The 25,593-nt window shown below is 74.0% G+C and carries 20 protein-coding genes; 9 read left to right on the top strand and 11 right to left on the bottom strand.

Annotation, left to right across the window (positions count from 1 at the left end; all coding sequences use genetic code 11):
• Positions 1-45 precede the first annotated feature (45 nt).
• Both AQJ11_RS11645 and AQJ11_RS11650 read left to right on the top strand, forming a co-directional pair.
• Positions 46-1,401 (top strand): SWIM zinc finger family protein, encoded by a 1,356-nt coding sequence (locus AQJ11_RS11645; protein ID WP_059262974.1) that lies wholly within the window; start codon positions 46-48, stop codon positions 1,399-1,401.
• A 77-nt stretch (positions 1,402-1,478) separates the two neighbouring features.
• A complete protein-coding gene (locus AQJ11_RS11650; protein WP_398780747.1) occupies positions 1,479-3,272 on the top strand; it encodes a DUF5691 domain-containing protein in 1,794 nt (597 codons plus the stop codon).
• 419 nt (positions 3,273-3,691) lie between these two features.
• Here AQJ11_RS11650 and icmB read toward each other — a convergent pair whose 3' ends face one another.
• On the bottom strand, positions 3,692-4,114 hold the full coding sequence (icmB, locus tag AQJ11_RS11655; RefSeq protein ID WP_059262976.1) for a coenzyme B12-dependent isobutyryl CoA mutase small subunit: 423 nt from the start codon (positions 4,112-4,114) through the stop codon (positions 3,692-3,694).
• A gap of 220 nt (positions 4,115-4,334) precedes the next feature.
• Here icmB and AQJ11_RS11660 point away from each other — a divergent pair, with 220 nt between their 5' ends.
• Both AQJ11_RS11660 and AQJ11_RS11665 read left to right on the top strand, forming a co-directional pair.
• Positions 4,335-5,186, top strand: a complete 852-nt coding sequence (locus AQJ11_RS11660) for an alpha/beta fold hydrolase (RefSeq protein WP_058081608.1) — start codon at positions 4,335-4,337, stop codon at positions 5,184-5,186.
• A gap of 321 nt (positions 5,187-5,507) precedes the next feature.
• Positions 5,508-7,040: a M23 family metallopeptidase gene (locus tag AQJ11_RS11665; RefSeq protein ID WP_059262977.1), complete on the top strand. Its 1,533-nt coding sequence runs from the start codon at positions 5,508-5,510 to the stop codon at positions 7,038-7,040.
• A 69-nt stretch (positions 7,041-7,109) separates the two neighbouring features.
• Here the strand turns inward: AQJ11_RS11665 and pcrA are convergent, their stop codons facing one another.
• A complete protein-coding gene (pcrA, locus tag AQJ11_RS11670; RefSeq protein WP_058081606.1) occupies positions 7,110-9,590 on the bottom strand; it encodes a DNA helicase PcrA in 2,481 nt (826 codons plus the stop codon).
• A 1,085-nt stretch (positions 9,591-10,675) separates the two neighbouring features.
• Between pcrA and AQJ11_RS52645 the strand changes: the two genes are divergently transcribed.
• The gene (locus tag AQJ11_RS52645) at positions 10,676-11,596 is read left to right on the top strand and encodes a C40 family peptidase (protein WP_059263098.1); all 921 of its coding nucleotides are present in this window, start codon (positions 10,676-10,678) and stop codon (positions 11,594-11,596) included.
• A 54-nt stretch (positions 11,597-11,650) separates the two neighbouring features.
• Here AQJ11_RS52645 and AQJ11_RS11680 read toward each other — a convergent pair whose 3' ends face one another.
• Positions 11,651-12,004: a hypothetical protein gene (locus AQJ11_RS11680; RefSeq protein WP_014674457.1), complete on the bottom strand. Its 354-nt coding sequence runs from the start codon at positions 12,002-12,004 to the stop codon at positions 11,651-11,653.
• A 493-nt stretch (positions 12,005-12,497) separates the two neighbouring features.
• Between AQJ11_RS11680 and AQJ11_RS11685 the strand changes: the two genes are divergently transcribed.
• Positions 12,498-13,562: a C40 family peptidase gene (locus AQJ11_RS11685; RefSeq protein WP_208616492.1), complete on the top strand. Its 1,065-nt coding sequence runs from the start codon at positions 12,498-12,500 to the stop codon at positions 13,560-13,562.
• A 44-nt stretch (positions 13,563-13,606) separates the two neighbouring features.
• On the opposite strand, the gene AQJ11_RS11690 is transcribed toward AQJ11_RS11685, so the two are convergent.
• Together AQJ11_RS11690 and AQJ11_RS11695 are read right to left on the bottom strand one after the other, a co-directional pair.
• Complete coding sequence (locus AQJ11_RS11690) at positions 13,607-14,350, bottom strand: LuxR C-terminal-related transcriptional regulator (RefSeq protein WP_058081603.1); 744 nt, start codon at positions 14,348-14,350, stop codon at positions 13,607-13,609.
• Positions 14,347-15,636: an ATP-binding protein gene (locus tag AQJ11_RS11695; RefSeq protein WP_058081602.1), complete on the bottom strand. Its 1,290-nt coding sequence runs from the start codon at positions 15,634-15,636 to the stop codon at positions 14,347-14,349. The genes AQJ11_RS11690 and AQJ11_RS11695 overlap by 4 nt, the downstream gene beginning before the upstream one ends.
• Positions 15,637-15,857: 221 nt before the next feature.
• On the opposite strand from AQJ11_RS11695, the gene AQJ11_RS11700 reads away from it, so the two are divergent.
• Positions 15,858-17,303 carry a PspC domain-containing protein gene (locus AQJ11_RS11700; protein ID WP_208616481.1) on the top strand — a complete coding sequence of 482 codons (1,446 nt, stop codon included), beginning with the start codon at positions 15,858-15,860 and terminating at the stop codon, positions 17,301-17,303.
• Positions 17,290-17,505, top strand: coding sequence for a hypothetical protein (locus AQJ11_RS11705; RefSeq protein ID WP_014674452.1), 216 nt, complete (start codon positions 17,290-17,292; stop codon positions 17,503-17,505). Before AQJ11_RS11700 ends, AQJ11_RS11705 begins: the two co-directional genes overlap by 14 nt.
• On the opposite strand, the gene AQJ11_RS11710 is transcribed toward AQJ11_RS11705, so the two are convergent.
• From AQJ11_RS11710 to AQJ11_RS11735, 6 genes are all read right to left on the bottom strand, one after another.
• A complete protein-coding gene (locus AQJ11_RS11710) occupies positions 17,496-18,023 on the bottom strand; it encodes a DoxX family protein (protein ID WP_175252240.1) in 528 nt (175 codons plus the stop codon). The two genes, AQJ11_RS11705 and AQJ11_RS11710, sit on opposite strands and share 10 nt — an antisense overlap.
• A 153-nt stretch (positions 18,024-18,176) precedes the next feature.
• Entirely contained in the window at positions 18,177-19,085 is a 909-nt protein-coding gene (locus tag AQJ11_RS11715) for a hypothetical protein (RefSeq protein ID WP_059262979.1), read from the bottom strand.
• A gap of 3 nt (positions 19,086-19,088) precedes the next feature.
• Positions 19,089-19,454 carry a hypothetical protein gene (locus AQJ11_RS11720; RefSeq protein WP_014674449.1) on the bottom strand — a complete coding sequence of 122 codons (366 nt, stop codon included), beginning with the start codon at positions 19,452-19,454 and terminating at the stop codon, positions 19,089-19,091.
• A gap of 11 nt (positions 19,455-19,465) precedes the next feature.
• Entirely contained in the window at positions 19,466-22,474 is a 3,009-nt protein-coding gene (locus AQJ11_RS11725) for a CHAT domain-containing protein (protein ID WP_244218195.1), read from the bottom strand.
• A gap of 232 nt (positions 22,475-22,706) precedes the next feature.
• Complete coding sequence (locus AQJ11_RS11730; RefSeq protein ID WP_059262981.1) at positions 22,707-23,987, bottom strand: hypothetical protein; 1,281 nt, start codon at positions 23,985-23,987, stop codon at positions 22,707-22,709.
• A gap of 208 nt (positions 23,988-24,195) precedes the next feature.
• Positions 24,196-24,990, bottom strand: coding sequence for a class II aldolase/adducin family protein (locus tag AQJ11_RS11735; protein WP_014674445.1), 795 nt, complete (start codon positions 24,988-24,990; stop codon positions 24,196-24,198).
• 133 nt (positions 24,991-25,123) lie between these two features.
• On the opposite strand from AQJ11_RS11735, the gene AQJ11_RS11740 reads away from it, so the two are divergent.
• Positions 25,124-25,591 carry a pyridoxamine 5'-phosphate oxidase family protein gene (locus AQJ11_RS11740; RefSeq protein ID WP_059262982.1) on the top strand — a complete coding sequence of 156 codons (468 nt, stop codon included), beginning with the start codon at positions 25,124-25,126 and terminating at the stop codon, positions 25,589-25,591.
• Positions 25,592-25,593 lie beyond the last annotated feature (2 nt).

A 25,593-nucleotide genomic window follows, 5' to 3' on the forward strand; every position in this document is an offset into this window, starting at 1 on the left:
CGCTCGCCGGGCCGATTGTCAGTGGGGGGACCTACCGTCGGGGACATGACTGAGCAGGGGGTGCGCTGGACCGCGGACCAGGTGCTGGCACTGGCGCCTGACGCCGCGTCACGCAAGGCGGGGAGCAAACTCGCCGTGGCCGGGCCGTGGTCCGGGACGGGGAGCGGAGAGGGGACGGTGTGGGGGCTGTGCAAGGGCAGCGGCAGCAGGCCGTACCAGACGGTGGTGGACCTGGCCGGCGCGGCCGGGCCGGCGTACAAGTGCAGTTGCCCGAGCCGTAAGTTCCCGTGCAAGCACGCGCTCGGGCTGCTTCTGCTGTGGGCGGGTGACGACGGCGCGGTGCCGGCCGCCGCGCAGCCGCCGGAGTGGGCCGGGCAGTGGCTCGCGGACCGGCGCGGACGCGCCGAGACCGCACGGGCGCGGGCCGAGGCGGGTCCGGCCGCCGGGCCCGCCGATCCGGAGGCGGCCCGGCGCCGGGCCGAACGCCGGGCCGAGCGGGTCACGGCGGGCGCGAGCGAGCTGGAGCAACGCCTGACCGACCTGCTGCGCGGCGGCCTGGCCGCGGCCGAACACGCGGGGTACGGCCTGTGGGACGAGACGGCGGCCCGCATGGTCGACGCCCAGGCGCCAGGACTGGCCGCGCGAGTCCGGGAACTGGGGGCGGTCCCGGCGTCCGGCGCGGGCTGGCCGGCACGGCTGCTGGAGGAGTGCGCGCTGCTGCACCTGCTCGACCAGGGCTGGCTGCACCGCGACCGGCTGCCGGACGGCCTCGCGGCCACGGTCCGCTCCCGGCTCGGCCTGCCCGCCACGCCGGACGGCCCGCCGCTGCGCGACCGCTGGCTGGTCCTCGCCCAGTACGACACGGCGGACCCGAAACTGACGACGCGCCGGATATGGCTGCACGGCGCCGAGTCCGGCGGTACCCGACTGCTGCTGTCCTACGGAGCGGCGGGCCGGGCACCGGAGCTGTCGCTGCCGGTGGGCCTCGCCCTGGACGCCGAGCTGACGGCGTACCCGGGCTCCGGCCGGTCCCGGGCCGCCCTGGGCGAGCGGTTCGCCCCGCCGGTCCCGGCCGCGTTCCGCCCACCCGGCGTGACGACGGCCGAGGCGGCGGCCCGGTACGGCGAGGCCCTGCGCGACGACCCGTGGCTGGACGCGGTCCCCGTGACCCTGGACCGGGTGACGCCCGTACCGGACGGCGAGGGATGGCAACTGGCCGACGCGGACACGGACACGGCCCTGCCGGTGACCCGGGCCGCCCGCTCACGGCCCGGCCTGTGGCGGCTGGTCGCCCTGTCCGGCGGCGCCCCCGTCACGGTCTTCGGCGAGTGCGGCCACCGCGGCTTCACCCCGCTCACGGCCTGGGCGGAGGGAGAGGGCGAGGCGGTGCCGCTGTGCTGATCCCGGCGGGCGCACGCGGAAGGGAAGAAGGCGGACGGCAAGAAGGCGGAAGGAAAGATGGAGGGGAAGGGAACGTGATGAACGGGGCACCGCCCAGCGACGGGACACGGGCCGACGGGGACGCGGGCGACCCGGGGCACTCCCGGAAGAAGCCGGCCAGCACCGCGGACGACTCGGCCGGCTCCTCCGCACACCCCTCGCAGGCCCCGGCGCCCTCCTGGGAGGAGCTGGTCACCACCGCGCTCCTCGGTACCGACCGGCGTGCCCCGGCGCACGTCGTGCCGGGTCGCCCGGCCCCGATGGCACTGCTCGACGCGGCGGCCGTGGCGACCGTACGGCGGCGGGCCGGGCTGCGGCCTGCGCGGGCGGCGCGGCGGCCCGGTCCGGCGCCCGCCGATCCGCGCCCCGCCCTGCCCGCACCGGCGGCCCGCAGACTCACCACCCTGCTGGCCGACCGGTCCGGGGGCGCGGCCGGCAGCCGGCGGGGCAGCTCCCCCGACCTCATGGAGCTGCTCCCCCAGTGGCTCGCGGCGGCCAACGCGCACGGGTACGCGGCGCCCCCGCAGGTGCTGCCCGCACTGCTGGACGCGGCCCGGGGCCGTACGGACCTGCGCCCGGCGGCGCTGGCCTTCGCCGGTCCGCGCGCGCTGTGGCTGGCCCGGCTGAACCCGGACTGGCGGTTCGCCCTGCGCGCGGCCCCCGGCGGCGGCGCGGCGCTGCCCGATCCGGGGGACGCCGAGGCGGTGCGCCGGCTGTGGCAGGAGGGGCTGTTCGCCGAGCGGGCGGCGCTGCTGGGGGCCCTGCGCGTCCGCACGCCCGCGCTGGGCCGTGAGTTGCTGGCGTCGACATGGGCGGCGGAGCGGGCGGAGGACCGTCTGATGTTCCTCGACTCGCTGCGCACGGGGTTGTCGGACGCGGACGAACCGTTCCTGGAGCAGGCGTTGGGCGACCGTAGCCGCAATGTCCGGGCGACGGCGGCGGAACTGCTGTCGGCGCTGCCGGACTCGGCGCTCGCCGCGCGGATGGCCGTACGGGCCTCGGCGTGTGTGGCCCTGGACCGTACGGGGAGCGCGCCGGCGATCGCGGTGGAGGCGCCGCTCGAATGCGACGCGGGCATGGAGCGGGACGGTGTCGTGGCCGTACCGCCCGCGGGGCGGGGGGAACGGTCCTGGTGGCTGGGCCAGTTGGTGGAGGCCGCCCCGCTCGGCACCTGGTCGCAGCGGCTCGGCGGGCGCACGCCCCAGGAGATCGTCGCGCTGCCGGTGGCGGACGGCTGGCAGGGTGAGCTGCACGCGGCCTGGTGCCGGGCGGCGGTACGGCAGCGGGACGCCGCCTGGTCGCGGGCCCTGCTCGGCTCGCCGTCCGCGCCGGAGGCGGGTGGGCCGGGCGCGGTGTCCCTGGCGGAGCGGGCGAAGCTGCTGGCCGCGCTGGATCCGGCGGAACGCGCCGCGTGGGTCGCCGGGTTCATCGCCACGCACGGCCTGTCGGAGGCGTTCCAGTTGCTCGGGGTGTGCGCGGTCCCCTGGGCTCCCCCGCTGGGCCAAGCGGTCGTGGACGCCCTGAACATCGCTCGGGACGCGGGCAGTTACCCGTGGAGCTTCAGCGGGGTGATGGGGCTGGCGGAGCGCTGCCTGGACCCGGCGGAGGCCGTCCGGCTGGAGGCGCTGCTGGCGGTGCCCGACGAGCGGGAGGACGCCGCGCCGGGGGCCGGCGGGTACTGGGCGGAGGCGTTCCAGCGGCTGGTCACGACCCTGCGGCTGCGGGCGGCGATGACCCGGGAACTGACCCCGCCCACCCCGGACACTCCACCGCCGAGAACACCCGCGCGACCGCCGGAGACACCGCCGCAGCCACGGGAGGAAGCCGCGTGACCCACGAAAGAACCCCTTGGCCGCCGGGGGCAGCCACGTAACGGCCGGGGCAGCCGAGCGCTTGCGTAAGCAGGCGAGTACCAGGCTTGCGCAAGCAGCCGAGCGCTTGCGTAAGCAGGCGAGTACCAGGCTTGCGCAAGCAGCCGAGCACGCGCGACACGCGACTGCGGAACCGCCGGCAGCAGCCGCGAGGCGGCTCGGCAAGGGGCCACCGCTCAACGGCCCGACGAGGGGCCACCGCTCAACGGCCCGACGAGGGGCAGCCGAGGGCAGCCGCAGAGCGGGCGTAAGCAGCCGAGTGACGGCCCGAGGAGAGCCCCTGCCCGGCAGGAGCAGGCCCCCGGCCACCGGGAGCAGGTCGGCAACCCGGAAGTAGGTCGGCACCCCGGCAGCAGCCGCGCAACCGCCGGAGGCAGCCGTCAGCCCCCCGACGCCGCCGGCTGGCGGACGTTCGCGCGGACCCACTCCACGATCGACGCGGTCGTCGCCCCGGGGGTGAAGATCTCCGCCACGCCCTTCTCCTTCAGCGGCGGGATGTCCTCGTCCGGGATGATGCCGCCGCCGAAGACGAGGATGTCCTCGGCCTCGCGCTCCTTGAGCAGCTCGATGACCGCGGCGAACAGCGTGTTGTGGGCGCCGGAGAGGATGGACAGGCCGATCGCGTCGGCGTCCTCCTGGATGGCGGTGTCGACGATCTGTTCCGGCGTCTGGTGGAGCCCGGTGTAGATGACCTCCATACCGGCGTCGCGCAGGGCCCGCGCGATGACCTTGGCCCCCCGATCGTGGCCGTCGAGCCCCGGCTTGGCGACCACCACGCGGATCGGACCGGCTGCCACACCCATCACTGCCTCCATCAAGCGACCACGGAAGCGATCGCTTCCGTCCGTATCGACAAGTACCGCACTTTTGGCGCGTTCCGCCACCGTCGCGAAGTGAACGAACGTTATCTCCAGCATCCCGCAAGCGGCAGTTTTACGGTGCGCTGCGAGGGGGAAATCACATGGTGGGACATGAGGCACACGGGAGTCGAGCCGTCCCCCGGCGTGCCGACAGGAGGTGCCCATGAAGGTCACCGGGGTTTTGCCGCTCTTCTTCCCGCTCTGCCGCCGCCTGTGGCCCGGCAGACTGGCCGGAGTGTCCATGACGCTGCTGCGGGCGACGGCCCTGGAGGCGGCGATCCTGGCGGGCCACCTCCTGCTGTACCCGACCGGCCTGATCCAGGAGCGGCGCTCCGCCGCCCTGCCCGCCCCGGACGGCGCCGCCCGGCTGCCGGTCCGCCCCGCGACACCGGTCGTCCTGCTGCACGGCTTCATCGACAACCGTTCGGTGTTCGTCCTGCTCCGCCGCACCCTCGCCCAGCACGGCAGGCACCGGGTGGAGTCGCTCAACTACTCGCCGCTGACCTGCGACATTCGCATCGCGGCCGAGCTGCTCGGCCGGCACATCGAGGAGATCTGCGAGCGCACCGGCAGTGCCCGGGTCGACATCGTCGGGCACAGCCTCGGGGGTCTGATAGCGCGCTACTACACCCAGTGCCTGGGCGGTGACCTGCGGGTACGCACGCTGGTCACCCTCGGCACCCCGCACTCGGGGACCCGGGTGGCGCCGCTGGCGGACGCGCACCCGATCGTGCGGCAGATGCGGCCCGGCTCCGCGGTGATCGAGGAGCTGGCCCGGCCCGCCCCCGGCTGCCGGACCCGCTTCGTGAGCTTCTGGAGCGACCTGGACTCCCTGATGGACCCCCTGGAGTCGGCCCGACTGGAGCACCCGGACCTGGACGCGCAGAACGTCCGGGTGACCGGCATCGGCCATCTCGCCCTGCCCGTGCATCCCGCCGTGGCGGCCGGGATACGCGAGGCCCTGGACGTCCCGCACCCGGAGGACCGGGCCGCCGACGGCCTGACGGTGGCCTGAGACCCGGCCGCGACCGGAGCGCGGAGCCCGCGCACAGCCGAAGGACCCCCGGCACACAGCCGACGGATTCCCCGACACACAGCCGACAGACCGCCCGACGCACAGCCGGCGCACCACCGATGCACAGCCCGCACCTCACCGCTCGACATCGAACACTCTTCGAACGCAAGGCCAAGGTCGGGTCCTGGAGCCCCGAAACACGGCCGAATGCCCGTTTCCGGCCCACGCGAAACAGGCCGAAGATTGTCGCGCCCAGGTACCGACGGGTACAGTCGCCGCACTGCTCTGGCAGCCCCTGTTGTCGAGGCGAAAGAGAAGTTGGTGAACGACCGTCACCCGTCGGGGACCATGACCACCCCGGCCCCGGCTTCCGACGCCTCCACCGCGCACTACGCGCCGTACGGGGCACAGGAAGCCCCCTACGACGACCTCACCACGTACGGCGGCTACGACGCCACCGGTTTTGCCGGTGAGTCCGGAGGCACCACGGCCTTCCACACCGACCCGCTCTTCGGCAGCCTGCCGGGCGGCGAGCAGAACACCGGCGCGTACGACACCACGCACTGGCAGACCGGCACCGCCCAGACCCCGGGCTACGACCCGTACGCGGCGCAGCACTACGCCGCCTACGACTCCGGCGTCCACGACAGCACCGCCTGGACCGTCCCCGCACAGCCCACCGGGAACGACGTCAGCGGCCAGTGGGACGCCAGCGCCTGGTCGCAGCCGGACCCGTCCGGCGCCGCCGACCCCACCCAGCAGTGGGAGTGGGGCACCCAGACCTTCGACACGGGCGCCTACGACGCCACGCAGTGGAACTCCGCGGGGCACAGCGTGCCGGCGCAGTCCGAGCCGGGTGGCGAACCGTTCGACCAGCAGGCCACCGCGACCTTCCAGGCGGTCGGCGACCCGCAGTCCGGGTTCGAGCACGCGGGCGATCCGCAGGCGACCGCGGCCTTCGAGCAGGTGCCGTACGAGGACACCGCCTTCGAGGAACAGCACGCCGGCGAGGGCGAGTCGGACTCCACCGGCGAACTGCCCGCCGTGAGCGGTCTGCTGGACGACCAGGAAGAGGTCACCCCGGCGCCGACGACCCGCGCGGGCTCACGCGGCGGGGCGCGCTCCCGGCGCCGTACGCCCGCCAAGCGCTCCGCGCTGCTGACCGTCGCCGTGCCGTCGGCCTGTGTGATGGGGGTGGCCGGGATCGCCGCCGCCTCGGTCGGCGCACTGACCGACGACTCCAAGGACACCGCCACCACCGCCTCGGACGCGCAGCCCGTCAAGCCGTCCGTCGCCAACAGCAAACTGGACAGCCAGCTCAAGACGCTCTCCGCGGGCGCCGACGACTTCGCCGACCGGGCGAGCCGCACCCAGGAGCGGATCGACCTCAAGGCGCAGCAGGAGCTGGAGAAGAAGAAGGCTGCCGCGGAGGCCGCGCTCAAGGAGCGGCTGCGGCCGAAGTTCGCGCTGCCGGTCGCGCAGCACGGACTCAGCGCCTACTTCGGCCAGGCGGGCATCAACTGGATGTCGGTGCACACCGGCATCGACTTCCCGGTCTCCTACGGCACCACGGTGATGGCCGCCACCGACGGCACCGTCACCACCAAGTGGAACAGCGCCTACGGCAACATGATGATCGTGACGGCGAAGGACGGCACGGAGACCTGGTACTGCCACCTCTCCAGCTACAGCGTCGCCTCCGGTACGACCGTCAAGGCCGGACAGCCGATCGGCCACTCCGGCAACTCCGGCAACTCCACCGGTCCGCACCTGCATTTCGAGGTACGGCCGGCGGGCGGGGCGGCCATGGACCCGCTGCCGTGGCTGCGGAGCCACGGACTGGATCCCACGTAGACCCATCCCCCGCGGGCACATCCCCCGCAGGCAGCAGGGCCCCGCTCTTCAGCGGGGCCCTTCCTCCTGTTACAGCCTCTCCACCGGCGCGTACCGCAGCAGCAGCCGCTTCGGCTTGGCGTCGCCGAAGTCGATCGTCGCCTCCGCGTTCGCGCCCGTCCCCTTCACGGCGACGACCGTGCCGAGCCCGAACTGGTCGTGGGTGACCCGGTCACCGACGGCCAGCGCGACCACCGGCTTCTCCGACGTGCGCCGTGTGGCGAACCCGGACGCGCCCGAGGCCGAGGAGCGGGAACGGGTCGAGGACAGCGAGGCGGCGATCCCGGACGCCGGCCCGGAGGCCATGGGCGCCGCCGCCCCGGTCCGCTTCCACTCCACGTGGGCGGGCGGGATCTCCTCCAGGAAGCGGGAGGGCGGGTTGTACGACGGCTGGCCCCAGGCGCTGCGCATCGCCGACCGCGTGAGGTAGAGCCGCTCCCGCGCGCGCGTGATGCCGACGTACGCCAGACGCCGCTCCTCCTCCAGCTCCTTGATCTCGCCGAGGGCGCGCATGTGCGGGAAGACGCCGTCCTCCATGCCGGTCAGGAACACGACCGGGAACTCCAGACCCTTGGCGGTGTGCAGGGTCATCAGCGTGATGACGCCGTCGCCGTCCTCCTCGTCCGGGATCTGGTCGGAGTCGGCGACCAGGGCGACCTGCTCCAGGAAATCGGCCAGGGTCGCCTGCTCGTCCTCGCCCCGTTCCTGCTCGAACTCCAGGGCCACGGCCGCGAGCTCCTGGAGGTTCTCGATCCGGGTCTCGTCCTGCGGGTCGGTGGAGGCCTGCAACTCGGCCAGGTAACCGGTGCGTTCGAGGACGGCCTCCAGCACGGTGGCCGGTCCGGCGCCGGACTCGACGATCGTCCGCAGGTCCTCCATCAGCGTGTTGAACCGCTTGACCGCGTTGGTGGAGCGCGCGGCCATGCCGTACGCCTCGTCCACCCGCTTCAGGGCCTGCGGGAAACTGATCTTCTCGCGCTGGGCGAGGGCGTCGACCATCGCCTCCGCGCGCTCGCCGATGCCCCGCTTGGGCACGTTGAGGATGCGGCGCAGCGGCACCGAGTCCTCCGGGTTGGCGAGGACGCGCAGGTAGGCGAGGACGTCCCGGACCTCCTTGCGCTCGTAGAAGCGGACTCCGCCGACGACCTTGTAGGGCAGGCCGACGCGGATGAAGATCTCTTCGAACACACGGGACTGGGCGTTGGTGCGGTAGAAGACGGCGACGTCTCCCGCGCGCGCGTGGCCCGCGTCGACCAGGCGGTCTATCTCCTCGGCGACGAACTGGGCCTCGTCGTGCTCGGTGTCGGCGACGTACCCGACGATCCGGGCGCCCTGACCGGCGTTGGTCCACAGGTTCTTCGGGCGGCGGGACTCGTTGCGCTCGATGACCGCGTTGGCGGCGGACAGGATGGTCTGCGTGGAGCGGTAGTTCTGCTCCAGCAGGATCGTCGTCGCGTTCGGGTAGTCCTCCTCGAACTGGAGGATGTTGCGGATCGTCGCACCCCGGAAGGCGTAGATCGACTGGTCCGCGTCGCCCACGACGCAGAGTTCGGCGGGCGGGATGTCGTACTCGCCGGGCGGGGTGTCCTCATCGTGTTCGCCGGTGCCGACGAGTTCCCGCACGAGCGCGTACTGGGCGTGGTTGGTGTCCTGGTACTCGTCCACCAGGACGTGCCGGAAGCGGCGGCGGTAGTGCTCGGCGACGTCCGGGAAGGCGCGCAGCAGGTTGACCGTCGTCATGATCAGGTCGTCGAAGTCCAGCGCGTTCGCCTCGCGCAGCCGCGACTGGTACAGGGCGTAGGCCTGCGCCAGGGTCTTCTCGAAGCCGTCGGTGGCCTGGGCGGCGAAGTCCTCCTCGTCGATCAGCTCGTTCTTCAGGTTGCTGATCTTGGCGCTGAAGGACTTCGGCGGGAAGCGCTTGGGGTCGAGCTCCAGGTCGCGGCAGACCAGGGCCATCAGGCGCTTGCTGTCGGCGGCGTCGTAGATCGAGAACGACGAGGTGAAGCCGAGCTTCTTGCTCTCGCGCCGCAGGATGCGCACACACGCGCTGTGGAAGGTCATCACCCACATGGCGTTCGCGCGGGGGCCGACGAGCTGCTCGACGCGCTCCTTCATCTCGCCCGCAGCCTTGTTGGTGAAGGTGATCGCGAGGATCTGGCCCGGGTGGACGTTCCGCTCGGCGAGCAGGTAGGCGATGCGGTGGGTCAGCACACGGGTCTTGCCGGAGCCGGCGCCGGCGACGATGAGCAGCGGGGAGCCCGCGTGCGCGACCGCGGCGCGCTGGTTCTCGTTCAGCCCCTCCAGCAGCGCCGCCGCGTCGAGGGCGGGGCGGGGGGCGCCGTCGCGGTAGTAGGCGTCCCGGTCCGGTGGCACGTCGAACTTCCCGCCGAACAGATCGTCCGGAAGCGGCTCCGGAGCGTGATCGTCCTCGGGCGGCGGCGGTGGTTCCTCCTCGTGCCCGCGAGGGGTCTGGAGGTCCGCCAGGAAGCTGTCGTCAAAGAGGCTGCTCATCGCTCTACGAGTCTAGGGCGCCCCACCGACAACCGGTCGCGGTCCCCGGAACATGGCGGCTCCGGGCACGGGTTGATCTTCGTGCCAGGCGGACGGACCCACCCCTCACGCATCGGAAGCGCCTGGTCACACGGACGTGAACCTTCGCGCGCCCCGGGAAAAGGTCACGGAAATGTATCGGACAAACCGCGCACCAACCTTCACAGAAGACACACGAGTTGGCTAGGTTTCCGTCAGGCCGCACGACCCCCCTCCGGCGAACGTCGCCGGGCCGCGCGGCCTCCGCCGAATCCGGCACGCCCCGCGCGGTGCCCGGAGCCGGGGACCCACCGATCCTGGGGTGAATCGGCCGCTCCCGCCCGGGACGACGCCGTAGGGCAACCCTTCCGGGCACCGCCCGAATCCTCCCGGACCCCTGACCAAGGCCTGGGTACCCCCACCGCCGACCCCGGCAGGCGGCAGTACGGAAGGAGTCGCCTCCCTTGGCGTCGCACCGCAAGCCGCGCCCCGGCGGAACCCAGCCGCGTCCCGGCGGAGCAGAGGGAGCGGGCGTCCGCACCCCCGCCCTCGCCACCGCCGCCCTCACCTCCGTGGCCGTGCTCTCCCAGACGGCCGGGGCCGCCCCCTCGGCCGTCCCGGGCCGCCCGAGCCAGGAGGAGATCGAACGCAAGATCGAGGACTTCTACCGCCGAGCCGAATCAGCGACAGAGACGACGACCGCGGGAAGGAACGGGGGCCGGGGCGACCGGGGGGCCGGGCGAGCCGACCGGGGGACCGGACTGGTCGATCGGGGGGCCGGGGGTGCCGACCGGGGCGCTGCGCTGGTCGATCGGGGCGTCGGGGGTGCCGGCCAGGGGATCGGGGGTGCGGACCGGAGGGCTAGACGGGCCGACCGCGAGAGCTGGCGAGCCGAGCGGGGAGCCGAGCGAGGCGACTGGGGCGCCGCGCTGGTCGATCGGGGCGCCGAGGGAGGCGAGCGGGTCGAGTCGGCCGCGACCTCACGACGACCCGCTGACAGCCTCCAGCGGCTCCGGGACGAGGTCGCCCGCCGCGCTCAGCATCGGGGCCTCGCCGGACAGCGTCCCATGATCCCGGCCCAGCGCGGCACGATCAGCGCCCGGGGCGCGGCCATGACGTCGCCCGCCGGGGACACCGCCATGGCCCGCCCTGTAGGGGGTACGGCCATTCCCGCGCCCGTTCCGGACACGGGCGTCGCCGTGCCCACTCCGAGCACGGTCGCCAGCCCGTCCGCCCTGGACATGACCGCTACCCCGTCTGCCCTGGACATGACCGCCACCGCGCCTGTGCCGGACACCCCCTCCGCTCCGCCCACGGACCGTCAGGCGGAAGTGGCCGTGAACGGTCCGAAGGCGGCCAAGGCGACCGTGCAAAAAAAGCTCGCCCACGCGCGCGTGCTGCTGTCCCAGCGGACGGCACAGGCCACTGCCGCGCCCTTCATCGCCACGGCTTCCACTGCCACGGCTTCTACGGCTGCGCCTTTCCCCGCCGCACATGCCACCCCCGCGGCCACCGCCGCCGTACCGCCCAGCACCGTGCCGTTCGCCACGCCGACCCCAGCCACCCCGGCACCAGCCGCCGCCACACCGCCCGCCGCCGTACCGCCCGCCGCCGCACCATCCGGCACCTACGCGACCAAGGCCAGGAAAGCCATCGCCTTCGCCCGGGCCCAGGTCGGCAAGCCCTGCGTGTGGGGCGCAGCGGGCCCCGGCTCCTACGACTGCGCGGGCCTCACCCAGGCCGCCTGGAAATCCGCGGGCGTCACCCTCCCGCGTACCGCGCGCGAGCAGGCCGACGCCGGCACTCCGGTCGCCCCGGCCGACGCCCGCCCCGGCGACCTCGTCTTCTTCCACGACGACGCCGGCCACGTCGGACTCTGCACCGGCGACGGCATGATGATCCACGCGCCCAGGCCGGGTGCGTACGTCCGCGAGGAACCGGTCTCCGGCATCGGGGCGGCCGTCCACAGCGTGGTGCGGCCGGGCTGACCCCGAGCCGCGCCGAGGCTCAGATCCAGAGGCCGGCGAATCCGGAGACGGCGATCAGGTCCACAGGACGGCGATGAAGATGTTGGCCGTGGTCAGCAGGCCGACCAGCCCGAAGAGGCCCTTGTCGATCCGCTCCTCGTCGCGCTTCACGTAGACCAGGCCGAGGATCACGATCAGCAGGGCGAGCTTCACGCCGATCTTGATGTTGTTGACGTGGTGGTCGTCGGCCTGGTTCAGGCCGACCAGCGCCACGCCGGTGACCAGCATCGTCAGCGCGCCGTGCAGCATCCCGGGCACGAACCGGGCCGTGCCCTGGCCCATCGCCTTCATCTGGGTGAGGAAACCGCCGAGCAGCGCGGCGATGCCGATGATGTGCAGGCCGACGAAGAGATGGATGAGTACGTCCATGGAGCCGGAGCCTAACCAGCCCCCTCCGACCCACCCGTCACCGGGCCCACCAACCCCCGCGCCCCTCCGTCACCGCACCCCCGGCGACCCTCCGTCACCACACCCATCCACACCCCCGGCGACCGACGCCCCGGTCCGAGTGATCTTGCATATATGCGCCCCATAGCACCTCACCTCCCCCGCCAGTCCCCCTTTCCGCTCTTCGGTCAGCACGCTCCGTAAAGGTGACGACTCCAGCCCGCCCGCACGGTCACATACGGTCACGTCCCGATCCGTCCGAACCAGTTCCGCACACCGCGTTACCCACTCGTCACCGTCCGGCCTAGCGTCCTCCCCCAGGTGACCGGCTCCCCACCGCCGCCCGGGCCAGGGGCGGCAGTCGGACACCACCGCCGAGAAAGGCCCGGCGGCGGCCCGCTCCCCTGTGCGGGCCGCCGCGGGGCGTACCGACCGCTCGGTCGTGCGAGTCGTACGGAAGGACGTGACGGTCCAGGTGGCAGCGCACCGCAAGCGCCCGCAACGCCCGCTCAGCGGCCATACGGCCCGGACGGCCGCCACTCTCGCCCTGGCGGGCGCGGCCACCGCGACCGCCTTCGACGGGACGGGGCACGCCGAACCACAGCTGACGCCGGCGCAGGTGAAGGCCAGGGTGGAGACGTTGTACCGGGAGGCCGAGGCCGCCACCGAGAAGTACAACGGGGCGAAGGAGGAGGCGGACGCCGGCCAGCGGCGGCTGAGCGCGCTCCAGGACGAGACCGCCCGCAAGCAGACGAAGCTCAACGCGGCCCGGGAAGCACTGGGTTCGATCGCCGCGGCGCAGTACCGGGACGGCGGCATCGCCCCGGCCTGGCAACTGGCCCTCTCCAGCGACCCCGACCGGTATCTGGACGGCGCCGCGCTCGCGGAGCGGGCCGGTGACCGGCAGGCCGCCGCGGTCTCCCGGGTGCGCCAACAGCTGCGGGAGATCGAGCGGTTACGCGGAGCCGCGCGCGTCGAGGTGGCGTCGCTGCGGTCACGGCAGGCGGAGCTGAGACGGCAGAAGAGGACCGTCACCGGCAAGCTGGACGAGGCCCGGCGGCTGCTGGCACGGCTGACTGCGCCGCAGCGGAGCGAGGTCACCGGTGCCGGCGGTACGGGCGCCCGCGCCTCCCGGTCGGCCGCCGGCGCGCGGCAGCCGCTGGTGCGGCCCGGGACCACCGCCGCCCCGACCTCCCGCGCGGCGGCGGCCGTCGCCTACGCCTACAGCAAGCTCGGCAGCCCCTATGTGTGGGGCGCCACCGGCCCGCACGCCTTCGACTGCTCGGGGCTGGTCCAGGCCGCCTACCGCTCCGCCGGCATCTCCCTGCCCCGCACCACCTACGCCCAGATCAACGCGGGCAGGCGGGTCTCCCGCTCCGAACTCCAGCCGGGGGACCTGGTGTTCTTCTACTCCGGGATCAGTCACGTCGGCCTCTATGTGGGCAACGGCCAGATGATCCACGCCCCCAACCCGTCGGCACCGGTCCGTCTCGCCCCGATCGACCAGATGCCGTTCGCGGGGGCGACAAGGGTGGAGTGAGGGCCGGCCGCGGGGAGGGTCGGGGCGGGGCGGGACCGTGGGGGTCAGACCAGCCGGCGCGCGGTCGCCCAGCGGGTCAGTTCGTGCCGGTTGGACAGCTGGAGCTTGCGCAGGACCGCCGAGACATGGGACTCGACCGTCTTCACCGAGATGAAGAGCTGCTTGGCGATCTCCTTGTAGGCGTAGCCCCGGGCGATCAGGCGCAACACCTCGCGTTCCCGCTGGGTGAGGCGGTCCAGGTCCTCGTCCACCGGCGGGGCGTCGGTGGAGGCGAAGGCGTCCAGGACGAAGCCGGCCAGCCGCGGGGAGAAGACGGCGTCGCCCTCCTGGACGCGGAAGATCGAGTCGACCAGGTCGGTACCGGTGATGGTCTTGGTGACATAGCCGCGGGCGCCGCCGCGGATCACCCCGATCACGTCCTCCGCCGCGTCCGACACGGACAGCGCGAGGAAGCGGACCGGCTGCTCGGCGTCCGCCATCAACGCGGCGCACCGGCGCAGCACTTCGACCCCGCCGCCGCCCGGCAGGTGGACGTCGAGCAGGACCACCTCGGGCCGGGTGGCGGTGATGACCGCGACGGCCTGGTCGACGTCCGCGGCCTCGCCGACCACCTCGACCCCGGTCTCGGCGGTCTGGCCGATCTCGGCCTGGACGCCGGTACGGAACATACGGTGGTCGTCCACCAGCACCACCCGTACGTGCCGCCCGCCCGCGCCGCCGCCGGTCCGGCCGGCCTCGGCCGGTTCCGCCGCTCCCGCCGTGCCGTTCGCCTCGGTCGCGTCGCTCATGACGTCTTCTCCGCCCTCTCCATCTCCAGCTCGACCTCGGTGCCGCCGCCCGGCACCGCCCGCAGCCGGGCCGTGCCGCCGTTGCGCTCCATGCGGCCGATGATCGATTCTCTGACACCCATCCGGTCGGCGGGTATCGCGTCGAGGTCGAAGCCGGGGCCGCGGTCCCGCACGGACACGAAGACCGTCCTTCCCTCGACTTCGGCGTAGACCTGTACGGCGCCGCCCTCGCCACCGTACTTGGCGGCGTTCACCATCGCCTCGCGCGCGGCCTGCATCTGCGCACCGGTCTTCTCGTCCAGCGGGCAGTCGCCGACGATCACGACCTCGATGGGCACGCCGTGCTTGTCCTCCACCTCGGCGGCGTTGCGGCGCACCGCCTCGGCGACCGTGTCCGGTTCGTCGGCCTCGTCCTTGCCGGTGCCCTCCGGCTTGTACAGCCAGGTGCGCAGGTCGCGCTCCTGGGCGCGGGCGAGGCGGCGCACCTCGCCCGCGTTGTCGGCGTTGCGCTGGATCAGGGTGAGGGTGTGCAGCACGGAGTCGTGGACATGGGCGGCGACCTCGGCGCGTTCCTGGGCGCGGATGCGCATCAGGCGCTCCTCGGACAGATCCTGGGTCATGCGGACCAGGTAGGGGCCGGCGAGCAGGGTGATGCCGACGAGGACGGCGAGCGCGGCCTGAAGAACGGCGCCGAGGTGGGCGGTCGAGCCCTGGAGGACGAAGATGGCGGAGACGCCGGCCGTGACGAGCAGGACGCCGCCGGCCGCGCGGAGCAGGGTGAGGGTGCGGCGCCGGCGGCCGGCCTCGGCCCAGCGGGCCCGGCGGGCGTTGTCCGCCTGCCGCCAGACCAGGGCGACACCGGCGGCGACGAGCACGGCGGGCACCAGGTACGCCTTGGTGGCGCTGCCCAGGTTCACGCTGCCCACGAAGACCACGGACACGATGACCATGAGGAGCAGCGCGACGATCTGGCCCCGGTCCGGCTTGCGGGCCACCAGTCTGCGGCGGCCGTCCGGCGAGGCCTCCGTGCCCACCAGCGACGGCTTCTGGTCGCCGACGCCGCCGACGCCGAGCGGCACGAAGAACCAGAACGCGGCGTACAGCAGCGCTCCGAGTCCGTCGGCCATGAACAGGCCGACGAAGGCGAGCCGCACCCACACGACGGGCAGCCCGAGATGCCCGGCGAGGCCCCGCGCCACCCCGCCGAGCCAGCGTCCGTCGCTGCTGCGGTAGAGCTTGCGCGGGGGCCGCGGGTCGTCGAGTGGCAGGCTTGCGGCTTCCGGCATGCCAACGATGGTCACACGAGCGGCGGGAGGGGGCATCAGGGTCTGCCCCCGAGACGCCCCTGATCTTCCGTCGGGGCCGGTCCGGGTGGGCGGTTCGGCGGGCGGTGCGCGGCGGCCGGTGCCGCTCGAACGCTTCCCCGCCCCGTCTCAGGGCCGATTTCAGGGTTGGCCCAGGGTCGTCCCGACTGCCGCCGCGGCGGCCGGGCCGTCACCATGGACGCATGACGGATCACGAGCACGCCGCGACGGGTCCGGGACCCGGCCCCGGCCCGCGCCCGGTCCCGGGCACCGGGCCGACGGATGCCGCGCCCGCCGCGACGGACGAGACGGGAGCGGCCGGCGCCGGCCCCCACTCCCCCACGCACGAGCCGGAGCCGCAGGAGGGCGCCGAGGTGCCCGACCGGTTCCGGCGCGACCGCCGGCACAAGATGATCGCGGGCGTGTGCGCGGGACTCGGCCGGCAGACCGACATGGACCCTGTCATCTTCCGGATCACGCTGGCCGTGCTCTCCGCGACCGGCGGTCTGGGCCTGATCTTCTACGGCTTCGCCTGGCTCCTGGTGCCGTACCAGGACGAGGAGGAGAACGAGCTGCGCAAGCTCTTCACGGGCCGGGTGGACGGCCAGGCGCTGGCCGCCGTGCTGTTCGCCCTGGTCGGCTGCGGGATCTTCCTGACGATGCTGAGGAACGGCGGGGTGCTGGCGTTCGCCACGGTGCTCTCGCTGCTGCTCGCCGGCGCGGGGTACTGGTCGCGGCGCCGTGGCGCCCCCGACCCCGACCCCCTGGCCGCGCAGGCCGCGGCCGACGCCCCACCGGAGGCCCAGGCGCCGCCGGTCGTCACCACCTACCCCTCCTGGTGGCGGGACCCGATCGTCAAGGACGGTACCCATGTCGGCGGCACCGGCTATCTGTGGGGGCCCGGTGACGCCCGCGAGCGCGATCTGACCTCGGTCGTGGACGTCGGGGTACCCAACCCCTGGACCCACCCCGGGGCGATACGGACGCCGCCGCACGCCGCGCCCCCGAGACCGCGCGGCCCACGCTGGATCGGCGGCTGGGTGTTCCTGCTCGCCCTGCTGGCGGGCGGCCTGGGCACGGCGCTCGGCTGGGACACGCACCCGCTGGGCACCAGCCTCCAGACCGGACTGGCGTGCGCGCTCGCGGTGTTCGGGCTCGGCATCGCGCTCAGCGCGTTCCTGGGCCGCACCGGGGCCGGCACGGTGTTCCTGGCCCTGGTCACGGCGGGGCTGCTCGCGGGGGCGGCGGCGCTGCCCCGGGACATCACCACCGACTGGCGGGAGACGTCCTGGAAGCCGGTCGCGGCGGCCCAGCTCCGGTCCGGGTACGACCTCGGCACCGGGCGGGGCACCCTGGACCTGACCCGGGTGCACCCGGTCAAGGGGCAGACGGTCGCGACGGACGTCCGGGTGGGCGCGGGACAGCTGAAGGTGATCGTGCCGGCGGGCGCGGCGGTGCGGCTGAGCATCGATGTGGGGGTCGGCGACATCCGGTTGCCCGGGGACAGCGGAAAGGACGTGGACGTGCGGCCCGGAAGGCACGAGGAGGTGACGCTGACGCCGGCCAAGGGCGCCGGGAAGGGCGGCACGCTGGATCTGACGCTCGGCGTCGGAGTGGGACAGGTGGAGGTCAGCCGTGCTGCGTCATGAGTTCCAGCCCGGGAAGCTGGTCGCCGGGCTCTTCCTCACCGCCACCGCGGTGGCCTTCGCGGGAGACGCGGGCGGTCTGTGGGAGACACCGTGGTTCGCGGTCGTCCCGCTGGTCGTGGGCGGGCTCTGCCTGGCCGGCGTCACGGCGGCGCTGGCCCGGGGGATACGCAGACGGGGCGGCGCCGAGGGCGGTCAGCGGTAGCCGCCGGTCATTCGGCGCCGGGCCCGCCAGGCGGCGTCGAGGGAGAGGTAGGGGGTGCCGGCGAGGATCAGGGGGAGCCAGGCCATCAGGTAGGCGAGGTCGTTGCCGTAGTAGTAGGGGGTGGTCGCCCAGCTCACCGTCAGCCAGAGGCTGAGGGAGATCAGCGCGCCGCCGAGTGCGGCCAGCCGGCCGAACAGGCCGAGCAGGACGCCGATGCCGACGGCCAGTTCACCGAGGGCCATGGCGTAGCCGAAGCCGACCGGGCTCTTCAAAGCCAGGTCGACCAGGGCCGGGATGGCGGCGGAGTCGCGGGCCGCGCGCATGGTGTCGCCGATGGAGCCGGTGCCGCCGGACTTCATGAAGGCGCTGTCGGTGAGCTTGTCCAGACCGGCGTAGACGAAGGTGACGCCGAGGAAGACGCGCAGTGGCAGCAGGGCGTAGTGGCTGGCGGTCTCCCGCCAGGTGCGGTGGCCGTCCAGCCCGGTGGTGTGCATGCCCGTCCGCATCCCGTGAGTCATCGCCGCCAGCCGCCTCTCGCCCGCCGAAGCACCCCTCACGTGACCATACGTATGACGAAGGGAGCCCGTTCAATCCTGTCCTGAACCATTTTCCGGAATTCGGGCGTCGACGTGAACAGCGGGGCCGGGCTTCCCGCGGGCCTCGCACCGGTCTCACGTGGCCTTGCGGGCGATGCGGTTCAGGGCGAGACCCAGGCGGCGGTCGGGCGGTCCGTCGGCCAGTCCGGTGAGCCCGATCTCCTCCGCCAGTCGTCGCAGGTGGACGTCGACCGCGGACTCCACGTGCTCGGCGAGTGCCGCCGCGGCCTGCGGCACCCGCTGCCGCGCCAGGAGCCCGGTCACGACGGCGGCCACGGCGGCCGGCCACCAGAAACACCCGAGCACGGCGTAGCAGGCGGCCCAGACGGAGCCCACGACGGCGGTGTCGAAGCGGGTCCGGACGGTGCGCAGTTCGGTCCGCACGTCCTCCGGCAGCACCATCCACAGCCGGGGCCAGCAGGCGGCGAGGTCGATGCCGTACTGGGTGTCCACGCGGACGACGGTGGCCGCGAGGCGGTCGCCGGTGTACGTGGGGCGCGTCGGCCGCGCGAGCGCGATGCGGTCACGGCGGACGGTCAACGCGTCGATCTCCTGGCGGACGTCCGCTGTCCGGTCGCGGGCCGGACGGGGGGTGCGCAGTCGCTCGATGTCCGTCTGGAGATCGTCCCAGCGCCGTGCGCGGCGGGCGGTCAGCCGGTGGGCCGGCGGTCGGAGGGGGCCGGGCCAGTCTCCCGTCCAGATCCGTACGGCGCCGTCGCCGCACGTGCGGACCAGCGTGCCGACGGCCACGGCGGCGAGGATGAGGACCGCCGCGGCGGCGAGTTGTCCGCCAGTGGACCAGTGTCCCGCCGTCGTCGCCCAGTGGCCGGCTCGCCCGCGGAGCAGGGACCAGTCGAGTGCGTGGGTGTGCCCGAGGACGGCGGCGGTGGCGGTGGCTCCCACGAACAGCAGGCCGGGGGCCGCCAGCGCGGTCAGCCACTTCTCGGCCAGCTTCTCGCCGAGTCCGTCGAGGACCGGGGCCACCGGTCAGGCCTCCACGACGCGCAGCGGTCTGTCGTGCAGCCAGCAGCGCCCGCCGGCCGGGATGGTGCCGCTCGGCCGGCGGGGCTCGTTCAGCCCGCACCAGCCTTCGGGGCAGCGGTAGACCTCACCGCCGGCGCGGGCCACGGCGCCGGGGAGGAGGGAGTCACCCGGTTCCCAGCCGCGTACCGCGCTCTCCGGGCCGGTCAGGACGTGCTCCGGCACACCCAGGGCGTCGATCGCCTGCCGTACCGTGGCCGTGCCGTCGAGCACGGACCGCACGGCGGCGCGCAGTGCGGCTGCCTCCTGCTCCTCGGGCAGCCATTCGAGCGCCGCGCAGAAGTCGGCGCGGAGTCTGCGTTCGTCGTCCACCGGGCAACTCCTCACAGTCCGTGGTGAATGACCGAGCCCCAGAACAGCGGATCGCGGTAGCGGGGGTGCTCCCGCAGCACACCGATGGCCCGGTGCAGGGCGACGGCGGCGGGCGGGGTGCCGGGGGCGGCGAGGTGGCGGTACACCTCTGCGGCGAGCAGGGGGCCCATCCGGTCGTCGACGGTCCACAGGCTTCCGATCACCTGCCGGTAGCCGCAGAGCTGGAAGGCGGAGGCCACCGAGATGACCTCGTCGGCCAGTTCCTCGCCGGGTGCGGCGCTGTGGCAGGCGGAGAGGTAGGCGAACCGGGCGTCCGTCAGCCGTTCCCCCGCCAGTTCGCTCAGGGTGAGTTCCCCGCCGTGCAGGAGCAGTCGGCTGCGCGCGGGGTCCCCGGGGTCCCGTACGCCGTGGCAGGCCAGGTGGGCGTGGGTGTGTCCGCGCAGCGCGGCCAGCACCGCCCGGGGCGTGGCCTCGGTGCCGCGCAGCACGTCCCGGCGGCCCGGCAGTCCGCCGGTGACGGCCAGTTCGTCGTCCAGGGCGGCCAGCGGGGGGTGCGCGCCGCCGACGTCCACGGCCACGGCCAGGAGGGAGGCCGGGTTCTCGCCGGTGACCGGCTGGGAGCGGGCGTGCAGCAGGGCGCCCAGGGTCGGGGTGAACGAGGAGACGACCCGGTCGTGGGTGTACACCGGCCCGTCGGGCCCCTCCTCCAGCACGGCGGCGTGCAGCGGGAGGAGGGACAGCACCCCGGTCGGGCACCACCACAGCCGCGGCGGGGGCACGCCGGGGTCCGCCGGGGCGGCCAGGTCCAGGTGAGCGAGGACGGGACGCACGATGCGGGCCCCCAGCCAGCGCAGCGTGTCCTTCAGCTCCCTGTCCGCCCGCAGGCGCTCGCGGCCCGTCGTTTCCCTCAGCCGGGTCACGGCGGCGCGGAAGGCTCCGGCGCGTCGGTCGATGTCGTCCTGGGTGACGTCGAGCGTCAGCGTCTCCACGCGGCCGGGCCGGCCCGGCGGCCGGGTCACGAGCAGCACGAAGCAGCCCCACGCGGACACGTTGACCACGGCCACGGGACCGTCTGCCGCGGCCTCGCTCAGCCGTTCCCAGCCGAGCGGCTCCTGGAAGTCCTGCCACTCCTCCAGGGCGCGGATGTCCCTGACCACCTGGTCGAACTCGGCCGCCGCCGCCTTGCGTTCCTCGGGGCCGCGTTGGCGCGCGACCAGCTCGGCACAGACCCGCTCGAACCGTTCGGCGAGCTCGGGTGAGGCGGCGTAGAGGTCGTCGTGCCGGCCGCGCAGCCGCAGGGCCTGGGCCAGCAGGACACCGCGGCCCTGTTCCAGCCGGACGAGTGCTTCCCGGGGCCGTCCGGCCATGACGGAGGCGGTCGCGGCGACGGTGGCCAGCGAGGACACCTCGCGCAGCCGGGTCTCCTGCGACTCCCGGCCCAGCGCGGGACCGGTCAGCTTGGGCAGCAGGTCGGTCAGCGCCAGGCGGAAGCCCTCGCGGGCGAGGTCCAGGGCGCCCAGCGCGACCGCGTGGACGCCCCACCCGTAGGCGGAGCGCAGCCGGGTGCGGATGTCCTCGGTGGGGGTGAGAGCGGTGGCGCGGTACTGGTCGACGGCGTCGGCGACGTCCCGCTCGTCGTCGAAGAGCGTGCCCCGCTCCGCCAGCAGCTCCGCCAGTTCCATCCGCGCGAGCTGCCGGGTGGGGCCGGTGCCCGGGGAGCCGTCCGCGATCCGCCGCAGGATCTCCTCGGCCCGGCGCAGGTCCGCGGGCCGTCGCCGGTGGGTGCCGCGTCTGCGCAGCGCGACGGCCAGCTTGACCGCCATCACGGGGTGGTCGTGCTGGTCCGGCGGCGTGGCGCTCACGGCGTAGGTCAGGTGCTCGACGGCCTCGTCGAGGTCGGCCTCGCGCGCGTACCGGTCGAAGCGCGCGGTGAGGACGGCGGCCAGGTTGGTCAGCCGCTGGGGGTGGGCCGGCGAGGCGGCCACGGCGGGGTCGCAGCCGTCCCGGACGGCGCTCGTGGCCGCGTCGAGGTCGGCGGGGTCCTGGGAGTGGACGTACCGGTCGAGCTGGGCGAGGCCGAGGAAGGAAGCGACCGACGCCCGGCTCTCGGTGTCCAGCGCCCCGCTCGCGAGTGCGGCCCGCAGCTCGGTGACCGAGGCGTCGAGGTCGGTCAGCTCGCCCGTGCTCTCGAACCGCATCCGCAGCACCTGCCCCAGTTCGGCGCGGCGCAGGCTGTGCTCCGGTTCCCCGGTCGCGGTCGTGGCCAGGGCCGTGCGGAGCCGGTCGACGGCCGCTTCGAGGCGTTCCAAGCCGCCCTGTCGCATGTAGGCGGTCACGTCGGCCGCCAGACCTGCCTCGTCCGGCGCCGGACGCGGGGCCTTGGCCAGCTCCGACGCGAGGGCGGCCAGCATCGCGTCGCGGAACTGGTCGTCGGCGGGCAGCTCGGCGAGGGCCAGGCGCATGAGGGTGATCCCGCGCGCTCGCGCGTCCTCGGGGCCGACGCCGAGGTCGGCCATCGCGACGAGGCCGGTGGCGAAGCCGAAGGCGATGTGCGGCCCGGACTCCCCGCCGCGGGCTTCCTCCCAGGCGTGCGCCAGGAGCACACCGGCCGCCAGGACCGCTTCCGGGTCCTTCCCGGCGGTGCCGGCGGCGAGCAGTGTCCTGCCCACGGCGTGCACGGTCTCGTACGGCGGCACGTCCTCCGGCGGGCGCTCGGCGAAGGCGTCGCGCAGCGGCTGCGGTACGGCGGCGGGCCGCACCGCGTGCACGATCCGTAAGAGGAAGGTGCAGGCGTACCCCTCCCAGCTCTCCCCTTCGGGCAGGTGCTGCAAGCGCTCCAGGTAGTAGGTGGCCGTCAGGTACACGGCGTCGAGGACGTCCGGGTCCGCGGCGGCGTGCGCCGGGGTGAGCCGGTCGCGGTGGTCGAAGACGTGCAGCGCGATGTTGCGGTGGGTCTCCGACGCCAGTACCTCTTCCGGCGCGACGGACGACCACAGCCTCAGCGCGTCCGGTTCGGACATCGCCGCATGGATGATCGCGCGTATCGGCGCGCTCAGTTCCCGCATCCCCGTACCCCCCACCGCGTCCGCGGCGCCGGCCGCGGTTGGCGGCAACTGTAGCGAGGATCACGGAAGGAGCCGGGCGAAAGGACGAAAACCCGTCTCCGGACGGGCCGTTCACTCCGTCACCCGTTCACCCCATCACCCGTCCCCCCGCCCGTTCACTCCCCCACCCGTTCACTCCGTCACCCGTTCACTCCGTCACCTGGACGACGCACCGGTTGGTCGTCACGCCGGCCGCGGTCACCACCTGCACCTCCACCGCGCCGGGCTCCACCTCGGCCGGTACGGGCACGGTCAGGGCGTTGTCCGTGGGGTTGCGGAAGCCGCCCGTGACCGGGACCAGGGGGACGTGCACGTCGACCGCGCCGATGCGGACGACCATGCGGGAGAGCCGGTCGGCGCTCTGGGCGCCGGGCGGTACGAAGCCGCTGCCGCGGATCTCGATGTCGTCGCCGGTGCGGATCGGGCCGTCGAGGTCGCCGGGTTCGCGGGCCCGGACCACCGAGAGGATCACCGGCCGGCCGCCCTCGGCGTACTTGCCGGCCAGGTAGGTCGCGGCCGAGATCAGCACGATCACGCCCAGGCCCCAGGGGAGGTCGGGCAGCTGGTCGGGGCGGCGGGCCAGTCGGACGGCGGCGAAGATCAGGGCGACGGCGCTGATGGCGACGTACTGGATGTCGGTGAAGGCGCCCCGGCCGGAGTCGTCGGTGAGCAGGTCGGCGGCGCGCGGGCGGTGGGCGGGCACCTTTTGCAGCCGCTGGGCGAGGATGCGCAGGCCCACCACCCGGCGGACCAGCACGGCGACGCCGCACACCACGGCGAGGACGGTCACCACGCCGGCGCCGCGCGCCAGGTCGAGGCCCACGAGCAGCGCGTCGCGTTCGGCGTGGTCGGAGGCGGCGGCCAGACGGGCGGCGAGCAGCAGGACGGCGTACGCGACGAACAGGACCCAGCAGGCGGCGACGGTACGGGAGGTGGACAGGCGGTTGTCCTCGCCGATCACCGGTGCGAGCGCTCCGCCGCGCGCCCGGTGGAAGAAGCAGGCGGTGGTGAGCGCGGCGGCGACGGCGAGCGCGGCGAGCAGGGCCGCGGTGCGGGCGCCGGTCCAGCCCGCGCCGATCGCGGTGAGCGCCTCGGCCAGCAGCAGCGCGATGACCGCGCCCCAGACCGCGTACAGCGTGCGCAGCCACAGCCGGGCGAGCCGGGCCGCGCCCTCGGCCCGGCTCTGTTCGGCGACGGCCTCGGCCCGCTGGGTCAGTTCCTCGGAGACCCACTGGCGGGACGCGGAGGCGGAGTGGGCGACGGCCGCGGGCAGTCCCCGGCCGGCGGCGAACTCGTCGCGCCGGCGCAGGAACGCGGCGACGGCCCGCCGGTGTCCCTCGCGGGCGCCGTGCGGACAGTCCCCGCAGACGCAGCCGCCCTCGTGGACGCCGTCGGCATCCGTGTGCCCTCCCGCCTCCTGCACCGCCACGCCCGACGCCCGCCTTCCCCGCGACCTGCCGATCCGGCCGCCGGCCCCGTGGTGGGGTACGACGGCCGGGCAACTCCCCTGTGATGACAGCGAATTGTGCCCTACGCCGGGCCCTCGGCGCGCCGGGGCCGGGTCACCGGGGGTGAAGCCGGTACCGCCGTGTCAACCTGGTGGCGGACCGGTCACGGACCGCACCGCCCGCGGCGCGTCAGCCGAGCAGGTCCGGTTCGCCGCGGCTGATGTCCTGCCACAGGGGCTGGTAGTTGATCCAGGCCACGAGGTCGCCGCCGAGCTGTTCGCGGGTGGCGACGGCGAGCTTGTGGTCGATGGGCACCGGGCGGCCCGCGGCCTTCGCCAGCAGCTGCACCTGGCAGGACCGGTCCAGGGAGAGGAACCACCAGGCCGCCGCGTCGACCGAGTCGCCGACGGTGAGCAGCCCGTGGTTGCGCAGCACCAGGGCCTTGCGGGAGCCGAGCGCGGCGGCGATCCGGCGGCCCTCCTCGGCGTCCACGGTGACGCCGGTGTAGGCGTCGTACAGGGCGAGGTCCTCGTAGAAGGCGCAGCTCTCCTGGGTGATGGGGTCGATGAGGTCACCGAGGGCGGCGAGGGCGCGGCCGTGCACGGAGTGGCAGTGGGCGACGGCGACGACGTCGGGGCGGGCGGCGTGCACCTGGGCGTGCACGGTGAACGCGGCCTGGTTGACGTGGTAGCGGCCCTCGACGACCTGCCCGTCCTGGTTGACGAGGACGAGGTCGCCGACGGTGACGTGCTTGAACGGCATCCCGAAGGGGTTGACCCAGAAGCAGTCGGTGAACTCCGGGTCGCGGGCCGTGATGTGTCCCGACACACCGTCCTCGAACCCCGCCCGCCCGAAGATCCGCAGGGCGCCCGCGAGCCGCTCCTTGCGGTACCGGCGCTCGTCCTCGGGCGAGTCGTGCATCGGCGGCATGGCGAACCGGAGCCGGTCGGTGGGCAGCGGCAGGGGCGGCGTGGGCCCGTGCATGGATCCTCCCGTACGGGGATTGCGGTACGGGCCGGAAGGTACCGCCGTCCGGCGCGAAAGGGCAGAGCCGTGCTGTGAAGATGCCGCGCATACCCGACAGGGGATGTCGGGATTGCCGGTGAGACTGGCGCGTATGAACTGGACAGCCTTCAGCACCGCCGTACCCGGTCTGGCGAGGACCGCCGAGAAGCGCTTCGGCGCCTACCGGCACCATGTCCTCGCGACCCTCCGCAGGGACGGCTCGCCCCGCACCTGCGGGATCGAGGTCCGCTTCCTGGGCGGGGAGCTGTGGCTCGGCATGATGCCGGGCTCGGTGAAAGCCCTCGACCTGCGCCGCGACCCCCGGTTCGCCCTCCAGGCCAACCCGGGCGCGGGCACGGACATGGGCGGCGGGGACGTCCGGGTCGGCGGGCGGGCGTACGAGGTGGAGGACGGCCGGGCCAGGGCCGCGTACGTGGAAGAGGTGGAACCGCCGCAGCCGTTCCACCTCTTCCGCACCGAGCTGACGGAGGTCGTACGGACCTACGTCGAGGACGACACGTATCTGGTCACCCAGGTCTGGAGGCCCGGTGAGCCCCTGCGCACCCTCAGGCGCGCGTAGGG

It is taken from the genome of Streptomyces corchorusii, from assembly GCF_001514055.1.
Lineage (GTDB): Bacteria > Actinomycetota > Actinomycetes > Streptomycetales > Streptomycetaceae > Streptomyces > Streptomyces olivaceoviridis.